11 protein-coding genes and 1 pseudogene are annotated in these 15,329 nt (G+C 44.4%); 9 read left to right on the forward strand and 3 right to left on the reverse strand.

Going from position 1 to position 15,329, the window contains the following annotated elements; translation table 11 throughout:
* Positions 1 to 632 precede the first annotated feature (632 nt).
* Entirely contained in the window at positions 633 to 1,532 is a 900-nt protein-coding gene (locus ABDB91_RS07285) for a cysteine synthase family protein (protein WP_347490956.1), read from the reverse strand.
* Positions 1,533 to 1,880: 348 nt separating this feature from the next.
* Positions 1,881 to 3,071 carry an MFS transporter gene (locus ABDB91_RS07290; RefSeq protein ID WP_347490957.1) on the reverse strand — a complete coding sequence of 397 codons (1,191 nt, stop codon included), beginning with the start codon at positions 3,069 to 3,071 and terminating at the stop codon, positions 1,881 to 1,883.
* Between the two features lie 70 nt (positions 3,072 to 3,141).
* Between ABDB91_RS07290 and ABDB91_RS07295 the strand changes: the two genes are divergently transcribed.
* Positions 3,142 to 3,423, forward strand: a complete 282-nt coding sequence (locus tag ABDB91_RS07295) for a GyrI-like domain-containing protein (RefSeq protein ID WP_347490958.1) — start codon at positions 3,142 to 3,144, stop codon at positions 3,421 to 3,423.
* 375 nt (positions 3,424 to 3,798) lie between these two features.
* Positions 3,799 to 3,930, forward strand: coding sequence for a hypothetical protein (locus tag ABDB91_RS07300; RefSeq protein ID WP_347490959.1), 132 nt, complete (start codon positions 3,799 to 3,801; stop codon positions 3,928 to 3,930).
* A 252-nt stretch (positions 3,931 to 4,182) separates the two neighbouring features.
* On the opposite strand, the pseudogene ABDB91_RS07305 reads toward ABDB91_RS07300, so the two are convergent.
* Positions 4,183 to 4,517, reverse strand: a pseudogene (locus ABDB91_RS07305) (relaxase); the annotation flags it as partial.
* 258 nt (positions 4,518 to 4,775) lie between these two features.
* Here ABDB91_RS07305 and miaB point away from each other — a divergent pair.
* From miaB to miaA, 7 genes are all read left to right on the forward strand, one after another.
* A complete protein-coding gene (miaB, locus tag ABDB91_RS07310) occupies positions 4,776 to 6,125 on the forward strand; it encodes a tRNA (N6-isopentenyl adenosine(37)-C2)-methylthiotransferase MiaB (RefSeq protein ID WP_347490960.1) in 1,350 nt (449 codons plus the stop codon).
* Between the two features lie 18 nt (positions 6,126 to 6,143).
* A complete protein-coding gene (locus ABDB91_RS07315) occupies positions 6,144 to 6,524 on the forward strand; it encodes a YlbF family regulator (protein WP_347490961.1) in 381 nt (126 codons plus the stop codon).
* Positions 6,525 to 6,659: 135 nt separating this feature from the next.
* The gene (gene mutS / locus ABDB91_RS07320; protein ID WP_347490962.1) at positions 6,660 to 9,272 is read left to right on the forward strand and encodes a DNA mismatch repair protein MutS; all 2,613 of its coding nucleotides are present in this window, start codon (positions 6,660 to 6,662) and stop codon (positions 9,270 to 9,272) included.
* Positions 9,273 to 9,344: 72 nt separating this feature from the next.
* Entirely contained in the window at positions 9,345 to 11,030 is a 1,686-nt protein-coding gene (locus ABDB91_RS07325) for a hydantoinase/oxoprolinase family protein (protein WP_347490963.1), read from the forward strand.
* Complete coding sequence (locus ABDB91_RS07330; RefSeq protein ID WP_347491552.1) at positions 11,026 to 12,381, forward strand: histone deacetylase; 1,356 nt, start codon at positions 11,026 to 11,028, stop codon at positions 12,379 to 12,381. The genes ABDB91_RS07325 and ABDB91_RS07330 overlap by 5 nt, the downstream gene beginning before the upstream one ends.
* Before the next feature lie 5 nt (positions 12,382 to 12,386).
* Positions 12,387 to 14,279: a DNA mismatch repair endonuclease MutL gene (mutL, locus tag ABDB91_RS07335; RefSeq protein WP_347490964.1), complete on the forward strand. Its 1,893-nt coding sequence runs from the start codon at positions 12,387 to 12,389 to the stop codon at positions 14,277 to 14,279.
* A 73-nt stretch (positions 14,280 to 14,352) separates the two neighbouring features.
* Complete coding sequence (miaA, locus tag ABDB91_RS07340; protein WP_347490965.1) at positions 14,353 to 15,312, forward strand: tRNA (adenosine(37)-N6)-dimethylallyltransferase MiaA; 960 nt, start codon at positions 14,353 to 14,355, stop codon at positions 15,310 to 15,312.
* Positions 15,313 to 15,329: the final 17 nt, after the last annotated feature.

A 15,329-nucleotide genomic window follows, 5' to 3' on the forward strand; every position in this document is an offset into this window, starting at 1 on the left:
TGAGTTGAAGCCGCACAAATGCACCGATCAATCTTGTTGAATACGATCCGATTTGACCTGAACTGTTTGAGCAGGAAGCTGTTTGGATTCGTTCCGTACTCGGCAGCAAACCGCTGCAGATTAAACATGTTGGCTCAATATCGGTATCTGGTCTAACAGGACCATTGTTAACAAGTCTCACATGCATATGCGCGGCAAAAATTCCAGATTGCACTTTGGCAATACCTAAACTGCAAAACTTGTTTATCAAGTAGTTGTAAAATTGCCTTTCCTGTTTCCGGCCTGGCGGTATTTGAAAAAAACGGTCTTCCCCCCCCTTTTTTTTCTGCAATCTCCATATAATGCAAATTGAGAAACTACCCATAACTCACCGTTTATATCTTTAATGGACAAATTCATTTTGCCGACGGAATCCTCAAAGATCCTTCAATCTACGGTTTTTTGGGCCATGAATCTGCTGTGTCGATAGTATCCTTGATACCAATACCGATAGCACCAGCAAGCATTTTGATATCCGCGATATAATCTGTCTATCCACAATAATTTCAGCTTCGGACACTCTTCGAAAACTGCAGGCATATAAATCTTCCTTTGTCCCAAATTGTGTGCGGGTTCCTGAGATACACAACAAATCAAGTCGCTAAGTGAAATAACCCCGTGCTCAGGTATTTTTCACCCCTATCGGGGAAAATTACTACCACAAAGCCTTCTTCTATCTCTTTGATGCATTCCAGGGCAGCCACCATAGCAGCCCCGCTGCTCATGCCTACAAAGATACCTTCTTGCGCGACAATTTTGCGGGCCATCGCAAAAGCATCCTCGGATTCAATCATCACACTCCGGTCAATCTGGGTGGGATCATATATGGCCGGGACGATAGCTTCCTGCATGTTTTTGAGGCCCTGGATATAATGACCCAGAACCGGGTGCGCTTCAACTATCTGTATATTGGGGTTTTGGGCTTTTAAGCCCATGCCCACTCCCATGAGCGTTCCAGAGGTGCCAAGGGAGGAAACGAAATGGGTCACCCTGCCCCCGGTGTCCTCCCAGATTTCATGGGCGGTGGTTTCATAATGGGCCAGCTTGTTATATTCATTGGAAAACTGATTGGGCATAAAGTATTGATCGGGATAGGTGCGGCAAAGTTCATGGGCTTTCATGATGGCTCCGTCGGTTCCCTGGGAGGCATCCGTTAGAGTAGTCTTGGCTCCGAAAGCCTCAATCATTTTGCGGCGTTCAACTGAAACAGCCGCACTCATTACTATTTCAACTGCGTATCCTTTTACGGCGCCGATCATGGCCAAACCGATCCCTGTGTTGCCGGAAGTGGGTTCAATAATGGTTTTTCCAGGAGTAAGAGCGCCGCATTCTTCAGCCTGTTCAATCATTTTTATGGCAATACGATCTTTGATGCTCCCTGTGGGGTTAAAGCCCTCTAACTTTGCGTAGATGGGAATATGTGGTTTAGGGTTTAATTTGTTTATCTTAACGAGTGGAGCATGACCAATGGTTTCGATAATATTATCGTACATAAGCTTTTTCCTTCCTGAGTTAACATGAACTCTATGGATTTACCGCCAAACATTATTATATATGATCAACCGTAATATTTGTAGCAATAGATTGTCAGGCATTTTAAAATCGAAAAGCGATGAGATGTTGGGGGCGGAGGAGCAGTGGATGCATGAGGCCATGCTTTACCAAAGCAGCAAATCATCCTGCATGGATTGACGGAGCACAGAATAGACCATCGGAAGACGTCGGGGGGATTGGTGGTTATGCAGAGTTGAAACAGCATCACACACTGACCGATCATAAGTGGCAAAGGAGTAGGATAAGATGCTATCTGACGAATAGCTCTATTCCCATGAGCGGTTTTCCTATCTGCCGGCGTTGGGCAACGATACCGTGCCCACTTTATAACGGAAAAGCACTGCCGAAGCCATTAACAGCACCGCAAATAAAATTAGCCCCACCGAAAAGCCAAAATATTTTTCCAGCAGCCCGCCCAGCGGCGGTCCGAACATTAACCCCATGGAAAAACAGGTGTTAAAGACCCCATATACAAGCCCGGCCCCGCCGCTTGGCCATAAAACCGGGTCGGCCGCAACAATATGATACATCAGTGGTTGACTGGGTGTAAGCACTGCTCCCAGGGTAGTGCCCAAAAGTGCTAAAATCAGGGTTAATATTATCGGGTTGGGTGCCAAGGCTAAAAATGGCAGGCAAAGGGCGCTGGCCCAAAGACCCCAATGCACAAACGGTTTATAGCCGTGCCGATCCGATAAAAAGCCCACTCCGGCATCACTAAAGACGTGAACCAGGCCCATCAGGCCGAAAACCATACCAATTTGTAAACTGCCCAGACCAAAACGCCCATCCAGGTAATTAGGTAATAATATTTCCAACATACCAAAGCTGCTGCTGGAGATTAACACAACCACACCCAGCCATATCAGGCTGTGGTTGTGCCTAACCTGCCAAACCGCAAAATTTTTATTCCGGTTACCCCCGGCTAAATGGGCAAATCTTACAAAACAGAGCATGAACAGCAATAAAAAACAAAAGACTGCCAGTGCTATAAACATTTCCCGGTAACCCAGGTAGTGGAACAACATGCCGCCAACAGGAGGGCCAAGAATTATACCCAGACCCATGGCTGCCATAACCAAACCCAATTTTTCCCCCTGCTGTTCAGGGTATAACAAAGCCACCATGGCTAACCCCGCCGTCCACGAGGCAGCCGCCGCGATCCCCTGTATAAGTCGACAAAGGAACAATATTTCAGGACTGTTGGCGAAGCCATAAAGGGCGGTAGCAAGGGTTAATCCCGCCATACCGGCTAAAAAGACCTTTCGGTAGCCGTATCTTTCGGCGATTATGCCCAAAGGAATACTAAACACCAAAAGCCCTAGGGAATAGGCAGCAAATAGAATCCCCATCATTACTGAGTTTAATTGCAGTTGCTGGGTATAGAAAGGTATTAAGGGTACGATGGTTCCATATAGCAGGGTATCGGTGAAAATTAGCACCATTACAAAGTAAAATATCCTTTGCTTATATCCCAACATAAACTTAATTCTCCCCGTTTTTTATCAGATTCCAGGACTCCTGCTTCTATAAAGAGGGAGTTCCTATTATATGGACATGCAGGACCTGGACTTGGAAATAGGATTTCCCGTTAATGGGGTTTTGCCGGGTAAAGATAGGATAAAGCCCGGTGAAATCCCGGCGGGTAAACAGGTGTCCTGCATCCATAAAGGCCCGTACAACCAGGTTGAGTCTGCCTACAACGCTCTTACACAGTGGATAAAGGAAAACGGTTACACCCCGACCTGGACAGCGTATGAATTTTATCTGAATAGCCCCTGTGAAACATCGGAAAATGAACTTTTAACCCGGATTACCATGCCTGTTAAGTAAAAATACCGGCAGGAATAAAAACAAACCCGCCGGTTTACGTCGGCGGGTTTGCTTATGTACCGGTTGCTATCAATAATCTATGCATTATATGCCTTAAATGGAGCATAATTCTGAGTCAATCAATGGCCGACTATAAGATTCCATCCCCTCGGTAACCGGGGGGTGACGTCTAATCAAAAAGATGGCGGTATTCTTTATAACCTTCCCTTTGCAGTGTGTATGCTAACCTAAAAGTGAGCCAAAAAGCACGTTAGTGATCACGAAAAAGTGAGCCACCTTGAAGTTAACTGAACACTTGTGATAACGAATATGTGAGCCATCTAACCAAACTCCTGTACAATTGATGCGAGACCAATTGACGGGAGGCTGAAAGGTATGATCATCGACGTTGAGCTTTATGGCAAAATAAGACACATGTATACCCGACAAAAAATGTCACAACGGGCCATCGCCAGAGAACTTGGCATTTCACGCAACACAGTTATTTTACAGATAGCAGCTATGTAAAAATGGTGTTTAACAAAAGTTATATTAAGTAGCATTATATAACTATATTGTAAATTACAAAACAAATACATCTAATTGTAAGAATAAACGTAGCAAGCAGGACAAGGTGCTATACACCTTGCGATTTCGCTCAAAATTACCTTATGGGATCTTGGGCAAATCTGTTTGTTGGGGAGTATCCCCAATTCCACTGAACGCACAATAAATTGTGTAGCTGCGCTTCCTTTGGGAGCTGAAAAAACACAGGAAAGATTATCTTTGTTCCTGTGTTTTTTTCTCTTTCTCCGACATATTTTCTCTTAAAAGACGGTCAACATTTGCCTTTGCAGTTAGTACATTATGCATTTCCTTTTTTGCCGAATGGTACTTGCATAGGCTTTTTTCTTTTCAGAAAGCAGTTCAGAGCATTCCATTTGCAGAGCCTTAACGGTGGGTAATTTCTTGTTCCCCAAGCTGTCAAAAGCCGCCTTTGCCACTTTATGCAAAAGCAAATCAGCAGTATGTTCTTTATGGAATTTTTTAGAGCAGCCTGCCTTGCGGTAAGCCGTGTAAACATTACAGGTTTTAGAATAGTTGCTGTTAATGTGCTCATTGTCATGTTACGTTTTCCTATTCATTAATTTTAAAAGAAATCACGGTTCTAATTAATGATTTATTCAGAAAAACCTAAATATCAATAGATGTTTTGAGGTAAAATAATTTGAGGGTACTGTACTGAGACGGGTTTCATCTTCCAGAGGAGTAATTTCCTGAGGAGGATAGCAAGCTGAAGCGATTTGTTTCATTAGTATATATACGTTATAATTAAGCAAGATTATTATCTTGCTTTAAGGGAGTAGTAACGTATGAGTGGAAAAATTAATGACAACCCCAAAAAGTATCTTACAATTACCTTCGGCTGTCAAATGAATGAGCATGATTCGGAAATAATTGCCGGTATGTTGGAAAACAAAGGATATTTATCTGCGGAAGGTCAGAATGATGCTGATTTAATTATTTTAAATACTTGTTGTGTTCGGGAAACTGCTGAGAATAAAGTGTTCGGTCTTTTGGGCAGGCTTGGCCAGCTTAAAAAACAAAAACCCCACCTGATTATAGCCATGGGTGGATGTATGAGCCAGCAAGAGCATATTGCTCAAAGAATAAAGCAGCGTTTCAGATATGTGAATATTGTGTTTGGTACGCATAACATACATGAATTGCCGGCATTAATAGACCGGGCGGAGTATCAAAAAAACCAGATCATTGATATTTGGCCTGATAGAAAGGATATTAGTGAAGGACTGTCGGTAAAACGCTTTCACGGTGTTCGAGCCTGGGTTAGTATCACGTACGGATGTAATAATTTTTGCACTTATTGCATAGTACCGTATGTGCGGGGCAGGGAGAAAAGCAGGCAGCCGGAGGCCATTATCAGTGAAATTCAGGAACTGGTGCGGCAGGGCTACCAAGAGGTAACCTTGCTGGGGCAAAATGTTAATTCATATGGTAAAGATTTATCCTCCGGTATTGACTTTGCAGATTTACTGGTAAAAATCAACGAAATAAAAGATTTAAAAAGAATTCGTTATATGACTTCTCACCCGAAGGATTTTTGTGATAAACTGGTTACAACTGTTTCACATTTACCAAAAATATGTGAACATATACATCTTCCCGTGCAGGCAGGGAGTAACAATATATTAAAAAAAATGAATCGGGGATATACGCGTGAGCATTATCTGGAATTAGTGGATAAAATTCGCACAGCTATGCCGGGTGTATCGCTAACCACTGATATAATGGTAGGTTTTCCGGGTGAGTCTGACGCTGATTTTGCGGATACTGTTGATCTTGTAAAAAATATTGAATATGACAGCGCTTTTACTTTTATATATAACAAAAGACAAGGAACTCCCGCGGCCGGTATGCAAGACCAGGTTCCTGACCAGGTAAAAGTAGCTCGTATTGAGAAACTAATTGCTTTGCAGAATGAGATAAGTTTACGTAAGAACAAGCTGGAAGTGGGTAAAACATTAGAGTGCCTTGTAGAGGGGCCCAGTAAAACAAATGCGGATTTAATGAGCGCGAGGACAAGAACCAACAAAATTGCGGTTTTCCGGGGTAAACAAGATATGGTGGGTATGCTGGTTCCTATACTTATTACCGGATGCGGTCTTACTCATCTTGAGGGAGAGGTTATCCCGGCGGAATAAATATATGGGGGTTATAAGATGTCAATATTGGAAAAAGCCTATGAGCTGGGGCAAGAGATTGCAGCTTCCGATGAATTGAATGATATGAAGAACTCGGAAATGTCGATGATGCAAGACCCGGAGGCACAGGGCATTATTCAGGAGTTTAACACAAAACAAAAACAATACCTGGAAATGCAGAAGCAGGGGCAGCAATTAACAGATGATCAAAAAAAGGAAGTTTCCGATTTGGAAAAGCGGATGCTTGATAATCCATTGATATATAATTACTTTCAGGCGCAGCAAAAATTTGAAAAAGTATTAGAGCAAATAAATGGTATCATATCAAATGCCATAACCGGTCAACAAAGCTCATGCAGCGACGAGTGTTGCTCCTCCTGCAGCGGTTGCGGCCATTAAGCAGGTAAAACTCCCGGCGTACTTGCGCCGGGTTTTTTTGTTGATTGAGCTTGATAAAATTCTATAGCTGTCACTTTTTTTGTACTCGAATGAATAAATTTCTTTATGTTATAATATTCCCGGGAGGGACATGCTGTGGTTTATACTCCGATGATGCAACAATACTTGAAAATTAAACAAAATTATCAAAACCATATTCTCATGTTTCGCATGGGAGATTTCTATGAAATGTTTTTCGATGACGCCCTGCAGGCCTCCAGGGATTTGGAAATTGCTTTAACCGCTCGTGATGGAGGCGGCGGGAAAAAAGTACCCATGTGTGGTGTACCTCATCATGCCGCCCAGTCCTATATTGCCAGGCTTATTGCCAAGGGACGCCGGGTGGTCATATGTGAACAAACCGAGGACCCCAGACAGGCCAAGGGGTTGGTAAAAAGAGAGGTAACCAGAATTGTTACCCCCGGTACAGTAATGGAAGGACAGTGTCTGGATGATAAAAAGAATAACTATCTGGTAGCGGTCCTTATTGAAGAAAGAGGATGCGGGCTGGCTTTTTCCGATATTTCTACCGGTTTATTCAGGGTCACGCAGTTTAACGGCGATAACGCTTTTCACGAACTGGCTGACGAGTTGTATCGTCTGCAGCCGGCCGAGCTGTTGTTGCCTCGCAGCTATAACGGTGATTTAGCGGAAAGAATGGCGGGAATGGCTAATATGTTGATAACCGCAATTGACGACCATTTATTTAACCCGGAGTCATCAGGCAATATCTTGGATCGCCAGTTTGGCGAGAGTTGGCGGCAAGCCGGTATTGACCGTTTGATATTTGGTTCACGGGCTGCCGGAGCTATCTTATTTTACCTGCTGGATACCCAAAAAAGAAGCCTTGAACAAATTAACAGTCCCCAAATATATAACACCAATCAATTTATGAAGATAGATGCTGTATCACGGCGCAATTTAGAATTAACCGGCTCTATTAAAGACGGGATGCGTTGGGGTACTCTTATTTGGGTACTTGATTATACATGCACGGCCATGGGTGGCCGATTATTAAAACAGTGGATTGAGCAGCCGCTGTTAGATGTAGTTTTAATAAACAAACGCTTAGATGCAGTCGAAGAACTGCTAAATAATTTAATTATGCGTACTCAGATTAAGGAGGCTTTAAAACAGGTCTATGATTTGGAACGCCTGGCGGGCCGGGTAGCTTACGGCAGTGCCAACGCCAGGGATTTGCTCGCGTTAAGAAAATCTTTTGATGTCTTGCCTGTAATTAAAAAATTAAGTAATGATGTAAATGTAGAACTTTTAATAGATTTAATTGGCTGTCTGGATGATATGTCCAATATAAATGAACTGCTGCATAAGGCACTGATTGATAATCCACCGATGCAAATTAAGGATGGTGGCATCTTAAAACCGGGCTATAACCCCGAGGTAGATAGTCTGCGTGCTGCCGGCAGTAACGGTAAAGATTGGCTGGCTCGATTGGAGTCTGAAGAACGTGAGAAAACGGGTATTAAATCTTTAAAGGTGGGTTATAATAAAATATTTGGCTATTACTTGGAAGTTACCAAGGCCAATTTATCTCAGGTGCCCGATTATTATATACGCAAACAAACACTGGTTAATGCTGAACGGTTTATTACCAACCAATTAAAAGAATATGAAGATATGATCATTGGCGCGCAAGACCGTCTGATGCAGCTGGAATTCGAGTTGTTTAGTGAAATCAGGCAAAACGTGGCTGGCGAGCTGCATCGCATACAGAATACCGCCAGAAATTTGGCAGTTTTAGATGTGCTGATTTCCCTGGCTGAGGCGGCCGAAAGGGCAAACCTGGTCAGGCCGATTGTTAATACCGACAAAAAAATTGTTATTTCGGATGGCAGGCATCCGGTGGTGGAACGGGTATTAAATGCCGGCGACTTTGTGCCCAACGACACATATATGGGTGAAAACAGTACATTAATACTGCTTACCGGTCCCAATATGGCCGGGAAAAGCACATATATGCGTCAGGTAGCACTGATTATATTAATGGCGCAGATGGGAAGCTTCGTGCCGGCGGCCAAAGCTGAAATAGGTGTGACTGATTATATTTTTACTCGCATTGGCGCGGCGGATGATCTGGCCGGTGGGCGAAGTACTTTTATGGTGGAAATGAGCGAATGCAGAGACATTGTTAATAATGCTACCCGGAATAGTTTGATTATTATGGATGAAGTCGGCAGGGGCACAAGTACATATGACGGTATAAGTATCGCCAGAGCCTTGGTGGAATACATCCATAATAATATCGGGGCGAGAACGTTGTTCTCTACCCATTATCACGAATTAACCGATTTGGACGCTCTATCCGGAGTAGTGAATTGTACGATAAGTGTGCATGAGGAGAATGATGAGATTATTTTTTTAAGAAAGGTATTACAGGGTAAGGTGGACAAGAGTTACGGCATCCAGGTGGCCCGGCTGGCCGGCTTGCCGGAGGAGGTTTTGAGCCGGGCCCAGGATGTTTTGCACCAGATGGAAAAGCGCAGCGGTGTTGCAGAATATCAGGGTAAAAAAGATGATGCGGCTGCCGCCGGTTCAATAACCGACCGGTGTGCTGACGCCAGAGAAAAATCTCTGCTTAGGGAAATCGCTAAAATAAATGTGATGCAACTGACCCCCTTGGAAGCGCTGAACTTACTGTACCACTGGACGGAAAAAATTAAAAATGAAGTAGAAGCAGGGGGTAATTAATTGAAGGAGATTAATGTAAGTTCAGAGAATTGATAATTTTAAAGGTTTGATACGGGTCGGGGGTGGATAGATATGTATATAGGTGTTGATGTGGGAGGTACCAGTACCAATGCGGTCCTTTTAGATGATGGTTTGGTGCGGGCTTCCGCTACTGTGCCTAGCAGTGATGACATCATTACATCTTTAATGGAAGCACTGGATAAGATCATGAAGGGTGTGCCCGCGGAGTTAATAGAACGGGTTGTTTTCAGCACTACATTAATTACAAATTTAATTGCGGAAAAAAAATATGATCCTGTGGGCTTGATTCTAATACCCGGACCCGGTTTAAGCCACGTGCACTATCAGTATCACACCGATACATTTATTATTTCAGGTGCCATGGATTACAGGGGGCGGGAAATTATGCCCCTGCGTGATGATGAAATAGAAAAGGCTATTAATGGTCTAAAGAAAAAAGGATATAAAAAGGTGGCTGTGGCAGGTAAGTTTTCCTCAAGAAACAATAAGCATGAAAAAGAGGTTGTTTCCAGAATTAAAAGCTCGCACCCGGACTGGCATGTGGAAATGGGGCATCAAGTGGCCGGTCAATTGAATTTTCCGCGGCGTGTGGTTTCCACCATGCTGGCTTGCGCTACCAGGGACAAATATTCTTTTTTTGTGGACTCGGTGCAGTCTGCCCTTACCATGCGGGGTATTGAGGGAACAGTATATATACTGAAAGCGGATGGCGGTACAATGCCGCTTAATAAGGTGACCGGTGTACCTATAGAAACTATTTTCAGCGGTCCTGCGGCCAGCACCCTGGGTGTACAGGCACTAATACCGCCAGGGGAGACAGCGGTTGTAGTCGATATTGGCGGTACTACCACTGACTTGGCCCTAATTTTAAGCGGTCAGCCGCTGCTCTCTGCCAGGGGGGCTCCGGTATACGATCAGCTGACTCAGGTGCGGGCACTGGCGGTTAAGTCTGTGGCTGTGGGTGGGGATAGTTTAGTAGAGCGGGTGGGCAAAGAGATTTTAGTTTATTCTGAAAGACTGGGGCCGCCATACTGTCTGGGCGGGCCAATGCCCACACCTACAGATGCTTTAAGGGTGCTGGGGCTTACCAGACTGGGCAATGCCAAAAAGGCCTTCGAAGCTATGGATATGCTGGGCCAATCGCTGGGCATGAGCCATAGTGAGGTGGCCCAAAGAATAATTAATATGGTTATAGACGTAATTGTGCAGGAAATTGAGGCTATGTTTAAACAATGGGAACAGGAACCGGCTTATCGTGTTTGGGAGGTTCTGCAAAAACGCAGGGAGCGTCCGGATATGGTTGTGGGGGTGGGCGGTGCAGCGGCCGGTTTTATAACCCAGATAGCGGCTCGAATAGGCGCCAACCCTGTGATCCCGCCCTATGCATCGGTAGCTAACGCTATAGGGGCCGCGGTAGCAATTCCCACACTGCAGGTTAACCTGCGGGCAGATACCGAGCAAGGCTATTACATTATTGAGCAAGAGGGCTACCAGGGAAAAATTGAAAAAGCCTCATTTACGGAAGAGGATGCCTTGCTTTTGGCCGGTGACTGGTTGAAAAAACGGGCTGAAAAATACGGATTAAGCAAAGCGGTAGAAAAAACTGAATTTACCCGCCGGGATGTGTTTACCATGGTACGCAACTGGATCACTACCGGAAGGATTTATGATATTAGCGTACAGACACCAAGAGGTATTATGGGTCATATTGGAGCAAGGGGTGGATTTAATGATTGATAAAAAAACCGGTTTAATCTTTTTCCCGGCGTTTGACTGGGCTATATCCCCTACTCACCCCGAAAGGGAAGAGAGATTGCTTTATACCCGTGATCAAATTTTTGAAGAGGGTGTAATGGATCTACCCCAGATTCATGAGTATGCTCCACGGTTAGCTTCTTTGCATGACGTCTCCCGGACGCATTTTTGCGTGCCACGGGTACAGAGCCAGGTAACCGAGGCGCATTTGATTGCTGCCGGGTCTACATTGCAGTTGGGTGACAGTGTTGTCAATGGTGAAATTAAAAACGGTTTTGCCATGGTGCGTCCGCCAGGACACCATGCTATGCGTGTTGTCCATGGCAATCGCGGGTTTTGCAGTATTAATAACGAAGCTATCCTTGTAGAGTACCTGCGCCGCCGTCACGGTATCAGGAAAATTGCCATTGTAGACTCTGATGCTCATCATGGGGACGGAACCCAGGATATTTTTTATCACGACCCTGATCTTCTATTTATATCATTTCATCAAGACGGGCGCACTATCTTTCCGGGTACCGGCTTTACCCATGAATTGGGCGGACCCGGAGCCTACGCCAAAACGCTGAATGTTCCTTTGCCTCCGGGTACGGCGGACGAGAGTTTTATGTACGTGGTGGATAATCTTGTATTGCCGGTAGTTAAGGATTTTCAACCGGAGATTATAATCAATTCGGCGGGACAAGACAATCATTATACCGACCCACTTGGCAGTATGCGGTTTACGGCCAGAGCTTATGCCGATTTTACTAAAAAATTACAACCTCACTTGGCTGTTCTGGAGGGCGGCTATGCCATTGAAACCGCTCTGCCCTATATTAATTTGGCAATTATTCTGGCCTTGGCCGGTGTGGATTATTCCTATGTGATGGAACCGGATTATTGGCCGGGGAGGTTTAAAGAAAGCCCGGAAAGAATAGGACAGGTACATCGTATGGTGGAGCAGTTGCTGGAATCATGGTCCCAAAAGGATAAAGTGGATTTGCCCAAAATATTCGGGGACGGTAAATATTACCAGCGTAAGAAATTTATATATTACGATACAGATTACATTGAAGAAGAACAATTTGAGAAAGTGCGCATGTGTCCTGATTGTCCCGGTTATATTATCCTGGAATCCCGGGCTGAAAGAGGTTATCGGTCACCGGTCAGGATTTATGCCGTATCCATACCTTTTCAGGCTTGTCATGCCTGTCAGAGTGAAGCCTATGATATATACGAGCAAGCGAAAAAACAAAAAGAATGTGATTATGTTTATATGCAAGATAAAACTACCGATACTTGCATGTCTTATGAGAAGAACAAGGGGCAGGAATGGGTAACGGAAGGATAAGGGAAATGCCGAAAATAGTTTTATTGAACGAGTATACCGCCTGCCGCATTGCGGCAGGCGAAGTGATTGAACGACCTGCATCTATAGTCAAGGAATTAGTGGAGAATTCATTGGATGCCGGGGCCGGTTTGGTGAATATATCTATTACCGGTGGAGGCACTGAAACGATTGAAGTGGTTGACAACGGATGCGGTATAAGCCAGGAGGATACTCCCCTGGCTTTTCAGCGTCATGCCACCAGCAAAATTAGAAGCGCTGCCGACCTGGAAAATATTGATACTTTGGGCTTTAGGGGCGAGGCGCTGCCCAGTATTGCTGCGATATCGCATCTATCCGTAAAAACCAGGGTGTCGGGCAAAAACGAAGGTTATCATATGGTTATCAAGGGCGGACAGGTGCTGCAAGAAGGCCCGGTCGGTTGCCGGGTGGGTACAATGATTAGTGTGCGGGATATTTTTTTTAACACTCCGGCACGTCGTAAACATTTAAAATCAAAGTCCACGGAAGGTGGGCTTATTGCTGATTTAATATATAAAATGGCTTTAACCAGACCGCAAACCAAGCTTATTTTTAACCATAATGGACGGGAAATTTTCCGTTCCCCGGGTTCCGGTAGATTAATTGATGTACTGGCCTCGGTTTATGATATGCGTGCGGTAGATATGATGCTGGCGATGAATGGTGAAAATGCCGGTGTTAAAGTGGAAGGTTTTATAAGTAAACCGGAATTAAGTCGAAGCACGCGCCAGCAAATAACCGTGGCCGTAAATGGACGGGTAGTACGCAGCGCAGCCGTTAATGCGGCGCTTGATGAAGCATACCGGGGTAAGTTAACTGTTGGTCGCTACCCGGTGGCGGTTATATTAATCCGGCTTGAGCCGGGCAAAATAGATGTTAACGTACATCCGGCTAAAATGGAAATAAAAATGGATAATGAGGAACAAATACAGTCGTTGGTTACCACTGCGGTTCGTGCGGCGCTAAGGGATACTGATTTAATTCCTCGCCGAACCAAATTGCCCGCTGACAGCGAGCCTTATAAACTAAGTTTCCCTGCATCGGTAAGTCAATACTCAATTCCCCGGGAGAGCCCGGTTGAAGTACGCAAAATAATGGCTGAAGCAAATGTTGAAGCAAATAATGAAGAGGTCGGGCAAAAGATCACCGAGGGTCATGCTTCTTCGACCACATCTGCTTTGCATAAAGATGATGGCCGGAAGCAGCGCGACCGGCAGCCAATCCGCGCGGCTGCGGTGTCAAATAAAAATTGCCCGCCTGCCCGTTTGGCTGAGGTAGCCGGAAATTATAAAGAAAACCCCAGTTTTCCTGATTTGTGGATTATCGGACAGCTAATGAATGCTTATATATTGACCCAGACGAGTAATGGTTTATTTATTGTTGATCAACACGCTGCACACGAGCGCATTATGTATGAGAAGTTTTTCTATAAATTGACAATGATGGTGCCGGAAGTGCAGTATTTATTAACACCGGTTAATATAAATTTAAGAATGCCTGAGAAAGAGCTGCTTAAGGAGTACGCGGCTGATTTACAGGCTGTTGGTTTTGTTTTTGAGGAGTTCGGACGGGATAGTATTTTGTTGCGCGGTATACCGGCGGATCTTTCTCCCGGGCAGAGCGAAGGATTGATAACGGATGTGGTTGAGGCCATTATGGAATTTGGCAAGGTCAGTGACACCGAGACCAAGCATACTCTGGCTTCCTTGTTAGCGTGCAAGGCGGCGATTAAGGCGGGAGAAAAGCTTTCCATGGAGGCCATGCAAACATTGCTTGCGCAATTAGCAATGGCTGATGAGCCATATACCTGCCCTCATGGCCGACCTACGATGGTTTCTTTCACCCGTCGAGAGCTGGATGTTATGTTTAAACGCACCTGATCTTCGTTAGGGAGGAAACATTCCCCCAATGGTATTTGTTATTATAACTAAGTAAAAATGATTGGGGATGGTTATGAGTATTAATAATAAAATACCGCTTTTGGTTATCGCCGGTCCAACAGCCGCCGGCAAGACCGAGATTGCGGTGGAGTTGGCCCGAATACTTAAGGGTGAAGTAGTATCGGCTGATTCAATGCAGATATACCGTTTTATGAATATCGGTACGGCCAAGCCTACACTTCAAGAAATGAAAGGTGTTCCCCATCATATAATTGATATTATTGATCCTGATACGGATTTTTCAGCAGCAGTATTTCAAAAACTAGCCAGGCAGGCTATAGAAAACATTTGTCTTAACGGCAGGATGCCGTTATTGGTGGGTGGTACCGGGTTTTATATTGATGCGGTGATTTATAACTATGATTTTAGTGGGGTAAAGGCAGATGAAGTATTTAGAAAATCCTTGATGCAAAAGGCTGAACAAGAGGGAAACGAAGCTGTGCACAAACTGCTTGAAGAAGTTGATCCGGAAACAGCAGCTCGTATTCATGTCAATAATTTAAAGAGAACTATCCGGGCTTTGGAGGTATACAGGCAAACCGGTGTGGCGGGTGCGTTATTTAGAAATAATAATAAACTTGCCTGCCCGAATTATGATATACTGTTAATAGCACCTTATTATGAGCGAGAAAAACTGTACACCCGTATCGAAGCCCGAGTTGACAGGATGATCGAATGCGGGCTGGTGGCGGAAGTGCAGGGATTATTAGATGCCGGATACCACCGTGGCTTGGTATCTATGCAAGGGCTGGGATATAAAGAAATTGTCGGTTTTTTATATAATGAGTATGCTTTGGAAGAAGCGGTGCAATTATTAAAAAGAAATACCAGAAGATTTGCCAAGCGACAGTTGACTTGGTTTAGACGATATAGTAGTATCAAATGGATAGATATGGAGAAGAATGGTACAATAGATAACATTGCAAAAAAGGTTAAGTATCTTATGGAAAAACTTACTGCTCAGGGTCGATAGAAAATAAAGGTATAAAA

It is taken from the genome of Desulfoscipio sp. XC116 (assembly GCF_039851975.1).
Taxonomy (GTDB): domain Bacteria; phylum Bacillota; class Desulfotomaculia; order Desulfotomaculales; family Desulfallaceae; genus Sporotomaculum.